The sequence below is a fragment of the Pseudomonas sp. RC2C2 genome (genome assembly GCF_018390435.1).
Taxonomy (GTDB): Bacteria; Pseudomonadota; Gammaproteobacteria; order Pseudomonadales; family Pseudomonadaceae; genus Aquipseudomonas; species Aquipseudomonas donghuensis.
Genome location: NZ_JAHBAX010000001.1, coordinates 2,681,561 through 2,700,807 on the forward strand (window position 1 = coordinate 2,681,561; position 19,247 = coordinate 2,700,807).

Annotated in this window: 19 protein-coding genes; 4 read left to right on the forward strand and 15 right to left on the reverse strand. The window is 64.0% G+C overall.

Going from position 1 to position 19,247, the window contains the following annotated elements; genetic code table 11:
• Positions 1-12: 12 nt before the first annotated feature.
• The 15 genes from KHO53_RS12420 to gshB form a co-directional block, all read right to left on the reverse strand.
• The gene (locus tag KHO53_RS12420; protein WP_010221483.1) at positions 13-627 is read right to left on the reverse strand and encodes a TetR/AcrR family transcriptional regulator; all 615 of its coding nucleotides are present in this window, start codon (positions 625-627) and stop codon (positions 13-15) included.
• Between the two features lie 13 nt (positions 628-640).
• The gene (gene phaC / locus KHO53_RS12425) at positions 641-2,323 is read right to left on the reverse strand and encodes a class II poly(R)-hydroxyalkanoic acid synthase (RefSeq protein ID WP_036995447.1); all 1,683 of its coding nucleotides are present in this window, start codon (positions 2,321-2,323) and stop codon (positions 641-643) included.
• A 119-nt stretch (positions 2,324-2,442) separates the two neighbouring features.
• Positions 2,443-3,294, reverse strand: coding sequence for a poly(3-hydroxyalkanoate) depolymerase (gene phaZ / locus KHO53_RS12430; RefSeq protein ID WP_010221485.1), 852 nt, complete (start codon positions 3,292-3,294; stop codon positions 2,443-2,445).
• A gap of 60 nt (positions 3,295-3,354) precedes the next feature.
• A complete protein-coding gene (gene phaC / locus KHO53_RS12435) occupies positions 3,355-5,034 on the reverse strand; it encodes a class II poly(R)-hydroxyalkanoic acid synthase (protein WP_036995448.1) in 1,680 nt (559 codons plus the stop codon).
• A 349-nt stretch (positions 5,035-5,383) separates the two neighbouring features.
• Complete coding sequence (locus KHO53_RS12440) at positions 5,384-5,761, reverse strand: gamma-butyrobetaine hydroxylase family protein (RefSeq protein WP_010221487.1); 378 nt, start codon at positions 5,759-5,761, stop codon at positions 5,384-5,386.
• 92 nt (positions 5,762-5,853) lie between these two features.
• Positions 5,854-7,191 (reverse strand): ATP-dependent protease ATPase subunit HslU, encoded by a 1,338-nt coding sequence (gene hslU / locus KHO53_RS12445; RefSeq protein ID WP_010221488.1) that lies wholly within the window; start codon positions 7,189-7,191, stop codon positions 5,854-5,856.
• 77 nt (positions 7,192-7,268) lie between these two features.
• Positions 7,269-7,799, reverse strand: a complete 531-nt coding sequence (hslV, locus tag KHO53_RS12450) for an ATP-dependent protease subunit HslV (protein ID WP_010221489.1) — start codon at positions 7,797-7,799, stop codon at positions 7,269-7,271.
• Between the two features lie 184 nt (positions 7,800-7,983).
• Positions 7,984-9,255, reverse strand: coding sequence for a dihydroorotase (locus KHO53_RS12455; RefSeq protein ID WP_036995449.1), 1,272 nt, complete (start codon positions 9,253-9,255; stop codon positions 7,984-7,986).
• On the reverse strand, positions 9,252-10,256 hold the full coding sequence (locus KHO53_RS12460) for an aspartate carbamoyltransferase catalytic subunit (RefSeq protein WP_010221491.1): 1,005 nt from the start codon (positions 10,254-10,256) through the stop codon (positions 9,252-9,254). The genes KHO53_RS12455 and KHO53_RS12460 overlap by 4 nt, the downstream gene beginning before the upstream one ends.
• Before the next feature lie 12 nt (positions 10,257-10,268).
• Positions 10,269-10,787 carry a bifunctional pyr operon transcriptional regulator/uracil phosphoribosyltransferase PyrR gene (gene pyrR / locus KHO53_RS12465; protein ID WP_010221492.1) on the reverse strand — a complete coding sequence of 173 codons (519 nt, stop codon included), beginning with the start codon at positions 10,785-10,787 and terminating at the stop codon, positions 10,269-10,271.
• Positions 10,788-10,849: 62 nt separating this feature from the next.
• Positions 10,850-11,281 (reverse strand): Holliday junction resolvase RuvX, encoded by a 432-nt coding sequence (ruvX, locus tag KHO53_RS12470; RefSeq protein ID WP_010221493.1) that lies wholly within the window; start codon positions 11,279-11,281, stop codon positions 10,850-10,852.
• On the reverse strand, positions 11,281-11,850 hold the full coding sequence (locus tag KHO53_RS12475; RefSeq protein ID WP_010221494.1) for a YqgE/AlgH family protein: 570 nt from the start codon (positions 11,848-11,850) through the stop codon (positions 11,281-11,283). Before KHO53_RS12475 ends, ruvX begins: the two co-directional genes overlap by 1 nt.
• 71 nt (positions 11,851-11,921) lie before the next feature.
• On the reverse strand, positions 11,922-12,905 hold the full coding sequence (locus tag KHO53_RS12480; protein WP_100782643.1) for an ankyrin repeat domain-containing protein: 984 nt from the start codon (positions 12,903-12,905) through the stop codon (positions 11,922-11,924).
• A gap of 84 nt (positions 12,906-12,989) precedes the next feature.
• The gene (locus KHO53_RS12485; RefSeq protein ID WP_010221496.1) at positions 12,990-13,895 is read right to left on the reverse strand and encodes an energy transducer TonB; all 906 of its coding nucleotides are present in this window, start codon (positions 13,893-13,895) and stop codon (positions 12,990-12,992) included.
• A 109-nt stretch (positions 13,896-14,004) separates the two neighbouring features.
• The gene (gene gshB / locus KHO53_RS12490; RefSeq protein WP_036995450.1) at positions 14,005-14,958 is read right to left on the reverse strand and encodes a glutathione synthase; all 954 of its coding nucleotides are present in this window, start codon (positions 14,956-14,958) and stop codon (positions 14,005-14,007) included.
• Between the two features lie 314 nt (positions 14,959-15,272).
• On the opposite strand from gshB, the gene pilG reads away from it, so the two are divergent.
• The 4 genes from pilG to KHO53_RS12510 are packed head-to-tail and all read left to right on the forward strand — an operon-like array spanning position 15,273 to position 18,703.
• Positions 15,273-15,683, forward strand: a complete 411-nt coding sequence (pilG, locus tag KHO53_RS12495; protein WP_010221498.1) for a twitching motility response regulator PilG — start codon at positions 15,273-15,275, stop codon at positions 15,681-15,683.
• Positions 15,684-15,725: 42 nt separating this feature from the next.
• Positions 15,726-16,091, forward strand: coding sequence for a twitching motility response regulator PilH (pilH, locus tag KHO53_RS12500; RefSeq protein ID WP_010221499.1), 366 nt, complete (start codon positions 15,726-15,728; stop codon positions 16,089-16,091).
• Entirely contained in the window at positions 16,088-16,642 is a 555-nt protein-coding gene (locus KHO53_RS12505; RefSeq protein WP_026001212.1) for a chemotaxis protein CheW, read from the forward strand. The genes pilH and KHO53_RS12505 overlap by 4 nt, the downstream gene beginning before the upstream one ends.
• A 15-nt stretch (positions 16,643-16,657) precedes the next feature.
• A complete protein-coding gene (locus KHO53_RS12510; RefSeq protein WP_010221501.1) occupies positions 16,658-18,703 on the forward strand; it encodes a methyl-accepting chemotaxis protein in 2,046 nt (681 codons plus the stop codon).
• The last annotated feature ends 544 nt before the right edge of the window (positions 18,704-19,247 follow it).

Sequence of the window (19,247 nt, forward strand, 5' to 3'; positions counted from 1 at the left end):
CCCCGCGTGCTTTCAGCCCTCCAGATACCTTAGCGCCAACTGCTCGGCTGCATGCCGCGAGCCCGCCTCCAGGTGCGGCGCCACCAGCATCATCACCTGATACACCACCACCCCCACCTCACCTTCACGGGCCAGCACCCGCTGGTAATCGAGCGAGAACAGCAGCGTCAGGGTGATCTGCTCAACAAGCTGCCCCAACGCCCGAGTATCGCTGAGCACCTGGCCCTGCGCCTTGAGGCTGGCCAGCAGCGCCGCCAGGGTGCGCTTGAGGGCGTTGAGCAGGTTGCGCATGCCGCGAGCCAGCTTGGGCAAGCGCCCGGTCAGGTTCGACAGGTCCTGGAACAGGAAGCGGTACTGGGCCATGCGCTCGACGATCAAGTGCAGGAACAGCCAGTAGTCCTCGGCATCCAGGCGCACTTCCAGCGGCGGGTCGAGCAGTGGCGTGAGCTCCTCCTCGAAACGTTCGAACAACCCCAGCACCAGCGGCTCCTTGCCGTGGAAGTGGTAGTAGAGGTTGCCCGGGCTGATGCCCATCTCGTTGGCAATCTCCAGGGTCGAGACATTCGGCTCGCCCTGGCGGTTGAACAACTGCAGGGCACATTCGAGGATACGGTCGCGGGTTTTCATCCGTTCTTCTTGTTCAGCGCGCCTGGACGTAGCTGCCGGGCGCGGGGTCCATGGGAGGGTAGTGCTGGTTGCCAAGGGCCATCAGGGTTTCGCGCTGGGCGCCGGAGCGCGCTTGAATCCATTCCAGCCACTGCGGCCACCAACTGCCGTCGATCTGCTTGCCATCGTAGAGCCAGGCCCGCGGGTCACTGCTCAGGCGCGAGTTGTCGACGTAATGCGCCTTGGGGTTGCCCGGTGGGTTGATGATGCTCTGTACATGGCCGCTGTTGGCGAGGATGAAGCGCTTGTCGCCACCGAGCAGCAATGCCGAGCGATACACCGCATCCCAGGGGGTGATGTGGTCGTTGTTGCCGGCGACGCTGAAACTGTCGACGTTGACCTTCTGCAGGTCGATCGGCGTGCCGCACACCTCAAGGCCCGCGGCATGGGCCAGCGGGTTGTGCTTGAAGAAGTCCAGCAGGTCGCCATGCAGCGCGGCCGGCAGGCGGGTGTTGTCGTTGTTCCAGTAGAGAATGTCGAACGCCGGTGGCGCCTTGCCCAGCAGGTAGTTGTTGACCCAGTAGTTCCAGATCAGGTCGTTGGGACGCATCCAGGCAAACACCCGGGCGATTTCGCGGCCATCGAGCACCCCTTGCTGGTAGGAGCGGCGCTTGGCCGCTTCCAGGGTTTGTTCATCGGCGAACAGGCTGGCCGGGCTGTCGATCTGGCTGTCGAGCAGGCTGACCAGGTAGGTGGCGCTGTTGACCCGGCGCAACTGGCGCTTGGCCTGCAAGTGGCCTTGCAGCGCGGCCATGGTCAGGCCGCCGGCGCAGGCGCCCATGAGGTTGATCTCGCGGCTGCCGGTGATCGCCCTGCACACGTTCATGGCTTCTTCCAGCGCTTCGACGTAGCTCGACAGGCCCCACTCGCGATGACGCGGGTCGGGGTTGCGCCAGCTGATCATGAAGGTCTGCAAGCCGTTCTTGAGCATGTACTGAACGAAGCTGTTGGCCGGGCTCAGGTCGAAGATGTAGAACTTGTTGATCTGCGGCGGTACCACCAACAGCGGCTTGGCATACTGTTTTTCGCTCATCGGCTTGTACTGGATCAGCTCCAGCAGCTCGTTGCGAAACACCACCGCGCCCGGCGTGGTGGCCAGGTTGCGGCCGACTTCAAAGGCTTGTGGGTTGACCTGGCGCGGCAGGCCGTCGTTGTGGCGCAGGTCATCGAGCAGGTGGTTGATGCCACGCACCAGGCTCAGGCCGCCGGAGTTGAACAGTTCCTTGACCGCCAGGGGGTTGAGCAGCGAGTTGCTGGGCGACACGGCATCGTTGAACAAGGTGAACAGGAAGTGCGCGCGGGCGCGGTCGTCCGGTTCCAGCTGGCTTTCATCGATCCACAGGCGGGTCTGCTTCTGCCACGCCAGGTACGCCTGCAGGCCGCGGCTGTAGAGCGGGTTCTGGCTCCAGGCCGGGTCCTTGAAGCGGTTGTCGCGGGGGTTGGGTTGATAGGGGGTTTCGCCGAGCAGCACTTTGCCTAGTTGATTGCCCAGGGCGAGCATGTGCTTGGCGGTGTGCAGCGGATGGCGCAGGCCATGGCGGCTGACACTGCGCAAGGTCGAGAGCAGGTCACGACCGCGCAGGCCGCTGATCGCACTCTGCACGTTCATATAGGTGGCGGGGACCGGTAGCGATCCCTTCGCGGGTTTGTCTTTCATCAGGCAACACTCCGTCGTCAGGCCATCAACAAACACATCAATGCAAGAGCGACACCAACCTCACGCCGCGCACCCGGGTTGCCTGGCGTCCTGCCAAGGGCTCGGGTGTGGCAGGCTTCTCAGCTGCTGGGAGCGGGCCGAGGGTGCATGACGGCGCGTTGGCGCTCTTGCTGGAGGAACTTCATGATGATCGGGGCGACGGTCTCGGCCCGGGTGATCAGGAACAAATGACCGTCGTCGATTATGTGTAGCTGGGCATTGGGAATTCGCCAGGCCAACAGACGCATGTTGATCAAGGGAATTAGCGGATCGTCGTCGCCAGCCAGCACCAGGGTCGGCTGCTGGATCTTGTGCAGCCAGTGAATGCTGGTCCAGCCGAGCCCGGCAAACAGCTGCCAGTAGTAACCAAGCTTGCCCCCGGAGCGCACCTTGGCCGCGTGCGACAAGGCCAGGTCAGGGTCGCGGCGAAAACCGCCGCCGTAGATCTGTGGCGCGATGCGGATGACATGGGACGGTTGCACGTAGCGCCTGGGGCTGGCCATCAACCACAGCACCTTGGGCTTGCCCGGGACCATCACCGCACCGGCGGCGGTGGCGGCCAGCACCAGTTTCTTGCAGCGCTCGGGATAGTCATGGGCGAACTGCTGGGCCAGGGCACCGCCCCAGGACACGCCAATGACATTGACCTGGCCATAGTCGAGGTAGTCGAGCATGCGGGTGGTGAGCTTGGCCAGCCCGGGAAAGCGGTACGGGTGGCGCGGGGTCGATGAGCCACCGACGCCCGGCACATCGAAGGCAATCACCTCCAGGTCCGGGTCCAGGGCCTGGATGAAGGGGAATACCAGCTCCAGGTTGGCGCCGATACCATTGAAGATCAGCAAGGGCGTCAAGTGCGGCTTGCCGGGTCGGACGGCGGTGCGGATGGTTTGTCCATCCAGATCGACGGTCCTGAAAATATACGGTTGCGGCATGCGCGAAGCCCTGTGGTGGATAAACGCCGCAGCCTTTTCGAGCTGCGGCGGTGTTCGCTATCAACGCTCGTGAACGTAGGTCCCTGGCGCTGCGGCACCGGCCACATAAGCCTTGTTGCCAAGGTTGGCCGGCGCTTTCTTCAGCTTGCCCGAACGCTCGGCCAGCCAGGTCTGCCAGTACAGCCACCAGGAGTCGGTGTGCTTGGTCGAGTTCTCTTGCCAGTCGAGGGCGCTGGCGGGCATTTCACTGTTGGTCATGTAACGCGCCTTGGGGTTGCCCGGCGGGTTGAGGATGCTCTGGATGTGCCCACTGTTGGACAGCAGGAACTCGACCTTGCCACCGAACAGCTGGGCCGATTTGTAGCACGATTGCCACGGGGTGATGTGATCGGCGGTACCGGCGACGCTGAAGATGTCGGTGGTCACCTGCTTGAGGTCGATCGGTGTGCCGCACACTTCCAGTGCATCGGGGCGCAGCAGTGGATTGTTTTTGAACATTTCGATCAGGTCGCCGTGGAAGGCGGCCGGCAGGCGCGTGGTGTCGTTGTTCCAGAACAGGATGTCGAACACCGGTGGCTCGTTGCCCAGCAAGTAGTTGTTGACCCAGTAGTTCCAGATCAGGTCGTTGGGCCGCATCCAGGCGAACACCTTGGCCATGTCGCGGCCTTCGAGCACGCCGGCCTGGTAGGAGTGGCGCTTGGCGGCTTCGAGGGTCTGTTCGTCGACGAACAGCGCCACCTGGGTGTCGAGGGTGGTGTCGAGCACGCTGACCAGCAGGGTCAGGGCGTTGACCTTTTTCTCGCCCAGCGCCGCGTAGTGGCCCACCAGCGCAGTGCAGGTGATGCCGCCGGAGCAGGCGCCGAGCATGTTCAGGTCCTTGCTGCCGGTGATCGCCAGGACCACGTCGACCGCCTCCTTGAGCGCATCGATGTAGGTCGACAGGCCCCATTCGCGCTGGGACTTGGTCGGGTTGCGCCAACTGACGATGAAGGTCTGCACGTTGGAGCGCAGGCAGAAACGCGCCAGGCTCTTTTCCGGGCTGAGGTCGAAGACGTAGAACTTGTTGATCTGCGGCGGCACCACCAACAGCGGCTTTTCCAGCACCTGTTCGGTGATCGGCCGGTACTGGATCAGCTCCAGCACGTCGTTGCGAAACACCACCGCGCCTTCGCTGGTGCCCAGATTCTTGCCGACCTCGAAGGCGTCCATGTTCACCTGGCTGGGCATGCCGCCATTGTTGACCAAGTCCTTGGCCAGGTTCGACAAGCCGTCGAGCAGGCTCTTACCGCCGGTTTCGAAGAAGCGCTTGACCGCCGCCGGGTTGGCCGCCGTGTTGGTCGGCGCCATGGCCTCGGTCATCAGGTTGATGACGAAGTGGCCGCGGCTGATGTCCTGGTCGGAAAGATTGCTGCTACCGATCCAATCGTGCAGTTCCTTGCGCCAGGCCAGGTAAGTCTGCAGGTAGCGGCGATACAGCGGGTTCTGGCTCCAGGCCGGGTCGTGAAAACGACGGTCATCGTTTTCCGGTTGCAAGCTCGACTTGCCGAAGATCACATCCTTGAGTTCCATGCCGAAATGCGCGACATGCTTGGCACTGTGCAGCGGTTGGCGAATGGCCTGACGCAGTACCATTCGAGCAGAAGTCAGCAAATCCTTGCGGCGCAAGCCGATCACCGGGTTCAGACCCAGGGTGTTTTCCGAGGCTTGGCGCTGCAGGTCATCGTTATTCTTGTTACTCATCTACGACGCTCCGTTGTCCTGAGACGAGTACCGGTTGACTGTGCGCGTTACACAGACGAACGCCCGGTACTGCTGCTCGGGTGACCAGTGATAACGAACTGCGGTCCTGCGGCCGGATGCAAACGACGATGAGCCCTGCGGGTTTTTTCTGCGTGAGAAGACTGCCTGCTTTCGCTCGCGACCTCTACATACCAGCCCGACCCTGCATTAAATCCGATGCAGGGAACTTGCCAGATCCATTGGTTACCCGACTTTTTGGTATAGCGCAAGACGGCCACTCATTGGCCGTAGTGCAGGCATTCAAGCAAATAGAATTAGAAAATGCGCTCTAAACCCTGGAGGGCGCGAGCTAGAGCATCAGCTTGACGATCGACTCGTTGGGGTCGCGGGATTTTCCGGCCTTTGCCAGCTCATCGAGATAGTCGGCCCAGAGGGCCTCCTGGCGCAGGCACAGCTGCTCGAGGTATTCCCAGGTGAACAGGCCGCTGTCATGGCCGTCGTCGAAGGTCAGTTTCAGTGCGTACTGGCCGGCAGGTTCCAGCCCGCTCAGGCCGACGCCGAGCTTGCCGTACTGCAGGATCGGATTGCCGTGGCCCTGGACCTCGGCGGAGGGGGAGTGCACGCGCAGGAATTCGGCGGGCAGGTGGTACACCTCGCCTGGCCCGTAGGTCAGGGAGAGGGTCTTGGAAGCTTTGTGCAGGTTGATGCTGCTGGGGAGTCTGGTCATGGATAAGGGCTCTTGGGCTACAAGCTGCAAGCTACAAGCTGCAAGACACCGGTGTCCAGCTTGCAGCTTGCAACTTGAAGCTTGCCGCTGCGCTACAGGATGTAGCGTGACAGGTCTTCGTTCTGCGCCAATTCGCCCAGGTGACTGTTGACGTAGTCGGCGTCGATGTGGATCGGCGCTTCGCTGTGGGCGCTGGCCAGGTCGCCGGCGCTGAACGACACCTCTTCGAGCAGGCGCTCGAGCAGGGTGTGCAGGCGACGGGCACCGATGTTCTCGGTCTTCTCGTTGACCTGCCAGGCGATCTCGGCCAGGCGCTTGATGCCGTCGGCGGCGAACTCGATGTTCAGGCCTTCGGTTTTCAGCAGCTCACGGTACTGCTCGGTGAGCGAGGCGTGCGGTTCGCTGAGGATGCGCTCGAAGTCTTCCGGGCTCAGGGCCTTGAGCTCGACGCGGATCGGCAGACGGCCTTGCAGCTCGGGCACCAGGTCGCTTGGCTTGCTCAGGTGGAAGGCACCGGAGGCGATGAACAAGATATGGTCGGTCTTGACCATGCCCAGCTTGGTGTTCACCGTGCAGCCTTCGATCAGCGGCAGCAGGTCGCGCTGGACACCTTCGCGCGAGACATCGGCGCCGCCGACGTTGCCGCGCTTGGCGACCTTGTCGATTTCGTCGATGAACACGATGCCGTGCTGCTCAACCGCTTCCAGGGCCTTGGCCTTGAGCTCGTCTTCGTTGACCAGGCGCCCGGCTTCTTCGTCGCGCACCAGCTTGAGCGCTTCCTTGACCTTGAGTTTGCGGCTCTTGCGCTTGCCCTTGCCCATGTTGGCGAACAGGTTCTGCAGCTGGTTGGTCATCTCTTCCATGCCCGGTGGCGCGGAAATGTCGACGCCCATGGCCTCGGCCACTTCGATCTCGATTTCCTTGTCGTCCAGCTGGCCTTCACGCAGGCGCTTGCGGAACAGCTGACGGGTGTTGGAGTCCTGGCTGGTCACCTGGTCTTCATTGAAGCCAGTGCGCGCAGGCGGCAGCAGGGCATCGAGGATGCGCTCTTCGGCGGCGTCTTCGGCGCGGTGGCCGACACGGATGATTTCCTGCTCGCGGAGCATCTTGATTGCGGCATCGGCCAGGTCGCGGATGATCGACTCGACGTCACGACCGACATAGCCGACTTCGGTGAACTTGGTCGCTTCGACCTTGATGAACGGTGCATTGGCCAGTTTGGCCAGGCGCCGGGCGATTTCGGTCTTGCCGACGCCGGTCGGGCCGATCATCAGGATGTTCTTCGGCGTCACCTCAACGCGCAGCTCGGCTGGCAGCTGCATGCGCCGCCAGCGGTTGCGCAAGGCGATGGCGACGGCGCGCTTGGCGTCGTCCTGGCCGATGATGTGGCGGTTGAGTTCGTGGACGATCTCGCGGGGGGTCATGGACATGGTAATGATGGTCCTTGGGCTCGATAAGTCAGCGTGGAAAAGCCCGGCCACCGGGGCCGGGCGCCAGAACAGCTGAATTACTCGGCCAGGTCCTGCTCCTCGATGGTCAGGTGATGGTTGGTGAACACACAGATGTCACCGGCGATGTTCAGCGCGGTCTCGGCGATTTCGCGGGCCGAGAGGTCGGTCTTCTGCAGCAGGGCGCGGGCGGCGGCCTGGGCGTAGGCGCCACCGGAGCCCATGGCAATCAAGCCGTCTTCGGGCTCGACCACGTCACCGTTGCCGGTAATGATCAAGGAGGCGTCCTTGTTGGCCACAGCCAGCATGGCTTCCAGGCGGCTCAGGGAGCGGTCGGTACGCCATTCCTTGGCCAGCTCCACGGCGGCACGGACCAGATGGCCCTGGTGTTTTTCCAGTTGCCCTTCGAAGCGTTCGAACAGGGTGAAAGCGTCGGCGGTGGCACCGGCGAAACCGGCGATGACCTGGCCGTGGTACAGGCGGCGGACTTTCTTGGCGTTGCCTTTCATCACGGTGTTGCCGAGGGAAACCTGGCCGTCGCCACCCATGACGACTTTGCCGTGGCGGCGAACTGAAACGATGGTGGTCAAGGGAGAGTCTCCACGCAGCGGGGCGAAAATGCCTGATGCAGACTCATATGGGGGTGGTGGGAAGGATTTCAACTACACACATGTGTGTGAGCGATAAGCTGCAAGCTTGAAGCGGCAAGAAAAAGCGGACCGGCGACTGGCCTGGTCCGCTTGTAGCTCAAGGCTTGCAGCTTGTGGCTGACCTTCAGGTCTCGTGACTGATATGCCCATCGACCAAGGTATAACGCACCGCTCCCGGCAGGCAGTGGCCGATGAACGGGCAGTTGTCGCCCTTGGAGCGCCACTGCTCGCCAGCGACGGTCGAGGCCTTGGCATCGAACAGCACCAGGTCGGCCGCACTGCCAACCTTCAGCTCGCCCGCTGGCAGGCGCAGCGCCGCGGCAGGGCCCGCAGACAAACGCTGCAACAAAGTTGGCAGGTCGAGCAGGCCGTCCTCCACCAGGGTCATGGCCAGCGGCAACAACAGTTCGACGCTGCTGATGCCCGGTTCGGTCGCCCCGAACGGCGCCAGCTTGGCATCACGCTCATGGGGCTGGTGATGGCTGGAGATCGCCTGGATCACCCCGGACTTCACTGCCTCGCGCAGGCCGTCGCGGTCGGCACGGGTGCGCAGCGGCGGTTGCACGTGGTAGAGGCTTGAGAAGTCGCGCAGCGCTTCGTCGGTGAGGATCAACTGGTACAGGGCAACGTCGGCGGTGACCGGCAGGCCCAGTGCCTGGGCCTGGGCGATCAGCCGCGCACCGCGGGCGCTGGTCAGCTGGCTGAAGTGGGCGCGCACGCCGGTTTGTTCGACCAGCAGCAGGTTACGCGCCAGGGCCACGGTTTCGGCGGTTTCCGGGATGCCCGGCAAGCCGAGGAAGCTGGCCATGGCGCCTTCGTGGGCCAGGCCGCCCTGGGCCAGGTCGCGGTCCTGGGAGTGGAAGATCACCGTCAGGTCGAAGGTCGCGGCGTACTCCAGGGCACGGGCCAGGGTGCGGTTGTTGGCAAAGGCATTGAGGCCGTTGCCGAAGGCTACGCAACCGGCGTCGCGCAGGGCGATCAGCTCTGCAAGCTGCTCGCCTTCCAGGCCTTTGCTCAGGGCGCCGATCGGATAGACCTTGCTGTGCCCGGCTTCGCGGGCGCGGTCGAGGATCAGTTCGGCCACTGCCGAGGTGTCCAGTACAGGCTTGGTCTGCGGTGGGCAGCACAGGCTGGTGACGCCGCCGGCAGCGGCGGCGCGGGTTTCGCTGGCGATGCTGCCTTTGCGGCTGTAACCGGGCTCGCGCAGGGCGACATTGAGGTCGACCAGGCCGGGTGCGGCCACCAGGCCCTGGGCGTCGATGCTGCGCGCGGGCTTGAAGCCTGCCGGGGCGGCGCCGATGGCGATGATCTTGCCGGCATCGATGTGCAGGTCGGTGGTCTGGTCCAGGCCACTCAGGGGGTCGATGACCCGGGCGCCGAGAATACTGAGGGTCACTGGGCGTTCTCCTGCTCGAATTGACGTTGCGCGGTCTGCCCGCTCATGGCCATGGACAGCACCGCCATGCGCACCGCGATGCCGTAGGTGACCTGGTTGAGAATCACCGAGTGAGCGCCGTCGGCCACGGCCGATTCGATCTCCACGCCGCGGTTGATCGGGCCCGGGTGCATGACGATGGCATCCGGTTTGGCTCCGGCCAGGCGTGCGGTGGTCAGGCCGAACAGGCGGTAGAATTCGCCTTCGCTGGGCAGCAGGCCGCCGGCCATGCGCTCACGCTGCAGGCGCAGCATGATCACCACGTCGACGTCCTTGAGGCCTTGCTCGAGGTCGGTGTAGACCTTGACGCCATACTGCTCGATACCGATCGGCAGCAGGGTTTTCGGGCCGATCACGCGGATATCCGGGCAGCCCAGGGTTTTCAGTGCGAGCATGTTCGAGCGCGCGACCCGCGAGTGCAGGATGTCGCCGACGATGGCCACCGAGAGGTTCTCGAAGCCGCCCTTGTGTCGACGAATGGTGAGCATGTCGAGCATGCCCTGGGTCGGGTGGGCGTGGCGGCCGTCGCCGCCGTTGATGATCGCCACCTCCGGGCACACATGCTCGGCGATGAAGTGCGCGGCGCCCGAGTCGGCATGGCGCACGACGAACATGTCGGCCGCCATGGCTTCGAGGTTGCGCAGGGTGTCGAACAGGGTTTCGCCCTTGCTGGTCGAGGAGGTCGACACGTTCAGGGTGATGACGTCCGCCGACAGCCGCTGGGCGGCCAGTTCGAAGGTGGTACGAGTGCGGGTGGAGTTCTCGAAGAACACGTTGCAGACGGTCTTGCCGCGTAGCAGCGGGACCTTCTTCACGGCCCGGGCGCCGACTTCGAGGAACGAGTCGGCGGTGTCGAGGATTTCGGTCAGCAGTTCGCGGGGCAAACCGTCGAGCGAGAGAAAGTGGCGCAGCTGGCCCTGATCATTGAGCTGCAGCGGGCGCTTGGCGTCGATTGGCGTCATCGCGGGGGACTCTTAAAGGGCGGATGCGGAGGCGAGGTCCTGGCGCTCGAGGGCGAGCGGTGCGGGTCCGGTCAATTTTACCCGTTCATGGGCGGCCAGCGACAGGGTGGCGCCGACCACATTCGGCCGGATCGGCAATTCACCGGCATCCAGGTCGAGCAGGCAGACCAGGGTCACGCTGGCCGGGCGGCCATAGTCGAACAGTTCGTTGAGGGCGGCGCGGATGGTGCGTCCGCTCATCAGCACGTCGTCGATCAGCACCAGGTGCTGGCCTTCGATCTCGAACGGCAGGTCGGACGGGCGCACCTGCGGGTGCAGGCCGTTCTGGCTGAAGTCGTCGCGGTAGAAGGAAACGTCAAGTGTGCCCAGGGCGGCATCGCTGCCCAGTTCTTCAAGCAGTGCCTGGGCGACCCAGACACCACCAGTGCGGATGCCGATGAAGCGCGGCTCGGCAATGGCGCGCCGGGCCAGATGGGCGCGAAGGTCAACGGCCATCTGCCGGATCAGTTCGGCGGGATTGGGTAGGCTCATGCTTGCTCCTCAAGGGGCCGGGGAGCGGTACGCTGGCCCGGCTTGAATGCGATGATCGGGTCTCAGGCCCCGGTATTGGCCTCCAGCCAGCCCTGCAGCAGCAAGGCGGCGGCAATGGCGTCCACCGGGTTGTCGCGATAGCTGCCACGCTGGCCGCCACGGGCCATGCGTTCGCCCTTGGCCTCGAAGGTGGTCAGGCGCTCGTCGTGGGTGTGCACCGGCAGGTTGAAGCGGCCATTGAGGCGGCGGGCGAATTTTTCCGCGCGCTCGCTCATCTCGCTGGGGGTGCCGTCCATGTTCAATGGCAGGCCGACCACCAGGGCGTCGGGTTTCCATTCCTTGATCAGTTTTTCCACCTGGGCCCAGTCCGGTGTGCCGTTCTGCGCCTTGAGGGTGCACAGCTCGCGGGCCTGGCCGGTGATGACCTGGCCGACCGCGACGCCGATCTGGCGGCTGCCGTAGTCAAAGCCCAGCAGCAAGCGTACTTCGGCCATCAGGCGTGCCCCGCCTGGCTGGTCAACAGGCTGAGGTTGATCCCCAGGCGTGCTGCGGCCGCTGCAAGGCGCTGCTCGCAGGCCATGCCGAAGATGATCTCGGGGTCGAACGGGCAGTTCAGCCAGGCGTTGTCGGCCAGCTCCGCTTCCAGTTGCCCGGCTTCCCAGCCGGCATAGCCGAGGGCGATCAGGCTCCGCTTGGGGCCAAGGCCGTCAGCGATGGCGAACAGCACGTCCTGGGAGGTGGTCAGTGACAGGCCGTCGAGCTCGACGGTGGCCTGGAAGGTGCGCTCGCTGCTATGCAGGACGAAGCCGCGGTCGGTTTGTACCGGGCCGCCCATGTAGATCGGGACGTGGGTGCAACTGGCCGGCGGATCGACCTCCGGGCGCAGTTGTTCGAGGATGTCGGCCAGGTTGAGGTCCTGCGGTCGATTGACCACCAGCCCCATCGCCCCATTGGCGTTGTGCTCGACAATGTAGGTCAAGGTCTGCGCGAAGTTCGGGTCGGCCATGTGTGGCATGGCGATCAGGAACTGGTGCTTGAGGTAATCCGGGCTGAGGTTCTTCATGGTTGATAGTGTGGCGGTGAGCGGCCACGCTGACAAGGTGCTGGCGTCACCTTGTCAGCTTTACTGCGGGGTTACTTGAACAGCTTGACCACTTCTTCGGTATACAGGGTTGGCGACTCTTCAGCGGCCGACAGCACGTACTCCTGGACGGTCTGCTGCTTGGCCTGCGGGTACTTGGCCAGGTAGCTCTCCGGGAACGCCGGGGCCTTCAGGCTGGAGCCGGCCTTGATCAGTGCGGCGACGCAGTCCGGGTTGTCCGAGCGGGCGGCTTCTTCCAGCGGCGTACCGACCGGGAAGGTGCCGTGCTGCTCGTGGTAGGCATCGATCGAGCTGCCTTTTTTCAGCAGCAGGGCGATGCGCTGGGCGGCTTGCGGGTCGGGCTGGCCGTTCATCTCAAAGGCGCGTTCGCAAACATGGTGCAGCGGCGTCGAGCCGGTCAGGGTGACCTGGTACGGATTGGCGCCGGCAGCGACCAGCAGCTTGATCACCTCCAGGTTTGAAGCACCCGGTCCGGTCAGTGGGGTAAAGCCGTTCGGCCGGACGGCCTTGGCATCGGCGCCGGAATCCAGCAGCAGCTTGATCAGTTCGGGTGAGCCCTTGCGTGCTGCGGTGTTCAGCGGCGTGGCGGAATCGCCCTGGGCTAATACATTGACGTTGGCGCCAGCCTTGATCAGGCCCTTGACCATGCGCAGGTCAGCCTCGGAGGCCTTCGACTGTTCGGCCTGGTTGAGGACGAATAGCAGTAGGGTTTCGCCGTTTTCCTGGATTGGCGTGTTGACGTCACCGATCTTTGGCAGGAACAGCTCGAACGGCGCGACGATCTTGTAGGAGGCTGCCAGGAACATCGGCTGGCCTTTCGGGTCGGCACCCTGGTCGAGCAGGGCCTGGATCTTGGCCAGGCGCGCCGGGGTTTCGTCGTACTTGTACTCGCCAACTTCGTTGTACAGCTTCTGCGACAGCTCGGCGGCGTCGGCGAAGGCGACAGCTGGCAATACACACGCTGCCAGGGCCAGGCCGAGGGCAGCGGTTTTGCGGGCGAAATGGATGCGCGACATCAAAAGAATCCTTTCTCGAGGGGGATATACGGGCGCGCATCATCGCAAAATGGCTATTGTTTTGCCATCAGGCGGAGCCTTAGATCAGTTGCTTTGCAGGCGGTCGCCGCGGGCGAAACGCCAGGTACGGATGATCTCCAGCCGGTCGATATCGGCCAGGTCGCCGGTGAACGGCGCGAACGGCGCGGCCAGGCGTACGATGCGCTGGGCTGCCTGGTCGAGCAGGGGCTGGCCCGAAGACTCCAGCACCAGCACCTCATACAGCGAGCCGTCGCGGTTGATCGACACCATCAGCCGCAGGCTGCCGTAGATCTGCTGGCGCCGGGCTTCGTCGGGATAGTTGAGGTTGCCGATGCGCTCGACCTTCTTGCGCCACTCATCCTTGTACCAGGCGCCCTTGTCGCGCATGGTCGAGGCGGCGTTGAGGCGATGAATGCGCGGACGCTTGGCGTACAGCTGTTGCTCGTTGGAGAGCTCGGCTTCGAGGCTGGCGATCTGGCTGGACAGTTGCGAGCTGTCGAAATCCGGGGTCGCGGCCTTGGGTTTGGGCTGCGGCTTGGCTTCCTTGGGCCGGGTTTCGACTTTTTCCGGCTTCGGTGCCTTGGTCGCGACCACGGCTTTGGGCGGCGTCGGTTGCGGCTGCACTTCGGGCTTGGCGGCTGGAGGCGGTGTGACCTTATTGATCTTGCTGTCCTGGAAGGGCGCCACTTCGGTGGTTTTCGGCAGCGCTTTCTTGTCCAGGGTGCCGCTGCCTTGCTGGTTGTCCTGGGCCAGGTAGTCAGCCTTCTGCGGCGCTTTTTCGCTCTTGAAGGTGGCCAGGGTGATTTCCATGGTCCGGCGGATTTCTTCGGGCTTGGCGAAGGTGAAACCGACGCCGAGGATCAGCACCAGGTGCAGCAGCGCCGCCAGGAACAAGGTAAAACCCAGGCGATCCACCGGGCGTACGCGGGGTGGAGAGAAGTCGGCAGGGATGTCAGCAGGAAGCGTCATCAGGTATCCAGCAGCTGCAAAACCCGGGAAAAACCGGCAGAGCAGGTGCCCAGGTCATAAAAACGACCGGCATGATACCCCACTCTGCGCGGTTGCTCCGCGTCGGCTGTCAGCGCGCCTTGAGCTTGCGATCAATGGCATCCATCAACTGCACGCCGATCTTGGTGCCGAAGGCATTGTCGATCTCGCGGATGCAGGTCGGGCTGGTGACGTTGATTTCGGTCAGGTGCTCGCCGATCACGTCCAGGCCGACGAACAGCAGGCCCTTCTCGCGCAGGGTTGGGCCGACCTGTTCGGCGATCCAGCGGTCGCGGTCGGTCAGCGGGCGGGCTTCGCCACGGCCACCGGCGGCAAGGTTGCCACGGGTTTCGCCAGAGGCGGGGATGCGCGCCAGGCAATAAGGCACCGGCTCGCCGTCGATCATCAGGATGCGCTTGTCGCCGTCCTTGATGGCCGGCAGATAGCCTTGCGCCATGATTTGCTGGGTGCCGTTGCCGGTCAAGGTTTCGAGGATCACCGAGAGGTTCGGGTCGCCGGGGCGATGGCGAAAGATCGAGGTGCCGCCCATGCCGTCCAGCGGCTTGAGGATGGTGTCGCCCTGCTGGTTGACGAATTCACGCAGGATGTCGGCGCGGCGGCTGACCAGGGTCGGCGGCGTGCACTGCGGGAACAGCGTGGCAAACAGTTTTTCGTTGCAGTCGCGCAGGCTCTGCGGGCGGTTGACCACCAGCACGCCGGCGGCTTCGGCCTGTTCCAGCAGGTAGGTGCTGTAGACGAACTCCATGTCGAACGGCGGATCCTTGCGCATCAGGATCACGTCCAGCTCGCTCAGGGCGCAGTCTTGCTCGGCGTCGAGCTCGAACCAGTGCTCCGGGTCGGCGAAGACTTTCAGCGGGCGCATGCGCGCGCGGGCCTGGCCGGCACCCTGGTAGAGGTCCTGCTGCTCCATGTAGAACAGCGACCAGCCGCGCTCCTGGGCGGCCAGCAACATGGCCAGCGAGCTGTCCTTTTTATAGGAAATGCGCGCAATGGGGTCCATGACAATCCCGAGGCGAACGCTCATGGGCTAAATCCTCTCAGCGGCAATGGGCCGCATTGGCTCGAATGAAAAGTGGCGTCAGGGTGGCGCTCGCGGCGCTGGCGGTCAAGGGAAAAACGCATCCTGGCCGGTGCTGCGGCGGGCGTCGGCGCGGGCCGATGGAATGCACCCCCCAGAGTGTGCTAAAAAGGCCTGGCACGTGGCCTGCGAGGCCGTCTCCAGCTGCAAGCCACAAGCCATAGGCCACAAGAAAAAGCACGCCGCGTTCACCCTGCTTTTTCTTGCCGCTAGAAACTTGTAGCTTGCCGCTCATAGCGAGCAGCGATGGTAGAGCAATTATGGAACAGCCCGGCGCGGCATTGAAGGTGATGGTGATCGACGACTCCAAGACGATTCGCCGCACCGCCCAGATATTGCTCAGCGAAGCAGGATGTGAGGTCATCACGGCCATCGACGGTTTCGATGCCCTGGCCAAGATCATCGACCACCAGCCGCAGATCATTTTCGTCGACGTGCTGATGCCGCGTCTGGACGGTTACCAGACCTGCGCCCTGATCAAGCAGAACAGCACCTTCAAGGACACGCCGGTGATTTTGCTGTCGTCTCGCGATGGTCTGTTCGACAAGGCCCGCGGCCGCGTCGTCGGTTCTGATCAATTTTTGACCAAACCTTTCAGCAAGGAAGAACTGCTGGACGCAATCAAGGCCCATGTGCCGGGATTCGCCGCAGAAGAACAACACGCACCCTGACGCTGCGCCGCCGCAGGCGTCTATTCCTTCATGGGGAACAGCATGGCCCGAGTTCTGATCGTCGACGACTCGCCGACCGAAATGTACAAACTGACCGGTATGCTCGAAAAACACGGGCATCAGGTGCTCAAGGCCGAAAACGGCGCCGACGGCGTGGCCCTGGCCCGCCAGGAACAGCCCGACGCGGTGCTGATGGATATCGTCATGCCCGGGGTCAACGGCTTCCAGGCCACCCGCCAGTTGAGCAAGACCCCTGAGACCGCGCACATTCCGGTGATCATCGTTACCACCAAGGACCAGGAAACCGACAAGGTCTGGGGCCAGCGTCAGGGCGCCAGGGACTACCTGACCAAGCCGGTGGACGAAGACACCCTGATCAAGAAGCTCAACGCCGTGCTCAAAGGTTGACCAGCCAGCCCATGGGCGAGTCGCTGACGGCTTTCGAGCTGCTGCTGGACATCGACCGGCGTTGCCGGCTGCTGGCCGCCGACCTGCCGTTGCAGGAAACCCGCCTGCAGAGCTGGAGCGGCATCGGCTTTCGCATCGCCGAGCAGTGGTTCGTCGCGCCCATGGGCGAAGTCGCCGAGGTCCTGCACGAGCCGCGTCTGAGCCGCATTCCCGGGGTCAAGCCGTGGGTCAGCGGGGTGGCCAACCTGCGCGGCCGCTTGTTGCCGGTGATGGACCTCTGCGGTTTTTTCGGCCTCGGCCTGTCGGCCCCACGCAAGCAGCGACGGGTGCTGGTACTCGACCATGACGAGTTGTTTACCGGGTTGCTGGTCGATGAGGTGCTGGGTCTGCAGCACTTTGCGCTGCACAACCTCGACCTGTCGCCGCCAACTCCGTTATTGAGCGCTGCCGCGCCCTTCGTTCAGGGGCATTTTCAGCGTGAGCGCAGTTGGGCGATCTTCAGCCCCTTCGCCCTGGCCCAGGCGCCGGGTTTCCTCGACGTCGCGTTGTAAAGGAATGCCACCTCCGTGACTACCACCAAGACGGCTCCATCGCCCCAGGGTTCCCGCAGCAGCGCGCAGATCGCGGCGTTGTTCGTGGTGCTGATCCTGTCGATCATCCTGCTGTTCGCCAACTTCGCCTACCTCAACACCCAGGCCAATTACGACAAGCAGTACATCGGCCATGCCGGCGAGCTGCGCGTGCTGTCCCAGCGCATTGCCAAGAACGCCACTGAAGCGGCGGCCGGCAAGGCTGTGGCCTTTCGCCTGCTGAGCGAGGCGCGCAATGATTTCGAACAGCGCTGGGGCTACCTGAAAAAGGGTGATAGCAGTACCGGCCTGCCTGCCGCGCCGCCGGCGGTGCGCAAGGAAATGGACGCGGTGCTGCGCGACTGGGAAAACCTGCGCAAGAACACCGACGCGATTCTTGCCAGTGAACAGACCGTGCTGTCGCTGCACCAGGTCGCCGCGACCCTGGCCGAAACCGTGCCGCAGTTGCAGGTGGAGTACGAGAAGGTCGTGGAAATCCTGCTGCAAAGCGGCGCCCCGGCCAGTCAGGTCGCGGTGGCCCAGCGCCAGTCGCTGCTGGCAGAGCGCATTCTCGGCTCGGTCAACACCGTTCTGGCCGGGGATGACACTGCGGTTCAGGCCGCCGATGCCTTCGGCCGCGACGCCAGCCGTTTCGGCCAGGTGCTCGAAGCCATGCTCGGCGGCAACGAGGCGATCCAGGTTACCCGCGTGCAAGACCCCGATGCCCGCGCGCGGCTGGCCGAGATCGCCGAACTGTTCCAGTTCGTCGCAGGCTCGGTCGACGAAATCCTTGAAACCTCGCCTGAACTGTTCCGTGTCCGCGAAGCCGCCGGGAGTATCTTCGGCCTGTCGCAAACCCTGCTCGATGAAGCCTCGCGACTGGCCACCGGCTTCGAGAACCTGGCCGGCGGGCGCACTCTGGATACCGTCGGCGGCTATGTGCTGGGCTTGCTGGCGCTGGCTTCGATCATCCTCATCGGCCTGGTGATGGTGCGTACCACTCACCGCCAGCTGCGCGAAACCGCCGAGAAAAACGAACGCAACCAGCAGGCGATCATGCGTCTGCTCGACGAAATCGAAGACCTCGCCGATGGCGATTTGACCGTGACGGTCTCGGTCACCGAGGACTTCACCGGCGCCATCGCCGACTCGATCAATTACTCCATCGACCAACTGCGCGACCTGGTGGCGACCATCAACCTCAGTGCCGAGGAGGTGGCCGCCGCCGTGCAGGACACCCAGAACACCGCGCGCCAGCTGGCCAAGGCCTCCGAACACCAGGCCCAGCAGATCAGCGATGCCTCGGTGGCGGTGGGCGACATGGCCGAGTCCATCGACCGGGTGTCCACCCACGCCTACGAGTCGGCGAAAGTGGCCGAGCGTTCGGTCGCCATCGCCAACAAGGGCAACGAGGTGGTGCACAACACCATCAACGGCATGGACAACATCCGCGAACAGATCCAGGACACCGCCAAGCGGATCAAGCGCCTGGGCGAGTCGTCCCAGGAGATTGGCGATATCGTCAGCCTGATCGACGACATTGCTGACCAAACCAACATCCTCGCCCTCAACGCGGCGATCCAGGCCTCGCTGGCCGGTGAAGCCGGGCGTGGCTTTGCCGTGGTTGCCGATGAAGTGCAACGCCTGGCCGAGCGCTCGTCGTCGGCCACGCGCCAGATCGAAGCGCTGGTGCGGACCATCCAGGCCGACACCAACGAGGCGGTGATCTCCATGGAGCAGACCACCGCCGAGGTGGTGCGCGGCGCACGCCTGGCCCAGGATGCCGGGGTGGCCCTGGCGGAAATCGAAGGCGTATCCCAGACCCTCGCCGACCTGATTCACAGCATCTCCGATGCCGCCCAGCTGCAGACCTCTTCGGCCGGGCAGATCTCGCATACCATGTCGGTAATCCAGCAGATCACCTCGCAAACCTCGGCTGGCTCTACCGCCACCGCCGAAAGCATTGGCAACCTGGCGCGCATGGCCAGTGAAATGCGCCGCTCGGTGTCCGGCTTTACTTTGCCGCCGACACCGCCGCGTTGAGGGCCTCATGGTGATGGGAGCAGTTATGGCGGATCGGCACGATACGGTAGCACTGGCCTGGGTCAAAGGGGCGGTTGCCGACTGCCTGGGCCAGGCGCGCCTGACCCTGGAGCACTTCGCCGCCGAGCCCGGAGATGAGGCCGTACTCGATGGCTTCGTCGAACAGCTGCATCAGGTGCGCGGAAGCCTGCTGATGCTCGAGCTCAATGGCGCGGCCCTGCTCGCCGAAGAAATGGAACAACTGGGTCTGGCCTTGCGCCAGGGCCGGGCCAGCCAGCGCGGTGAAGCGCTGGGCGCACTGTTTCGCGGCCTGGAGCAATTACCGCTGTACCTTGAGCGCCTGCGCAGCGCCCGCCGTGACCTGCCGCTGGTGGTGCTGCCGGTACTCAACCAGCTGCGTGCCGAGCGCGGCGCCGAGCCCCTGGCGCAGGACAGCCTACTGACCAGTAGCCCCGCTGACGCTGAAGAGCTGGCCAACCTCGACCTGTACCTGGGGACCTGGCGCGATCGCCTGCAGGCCGGGCCTGATCGCGATGCGCTGCGC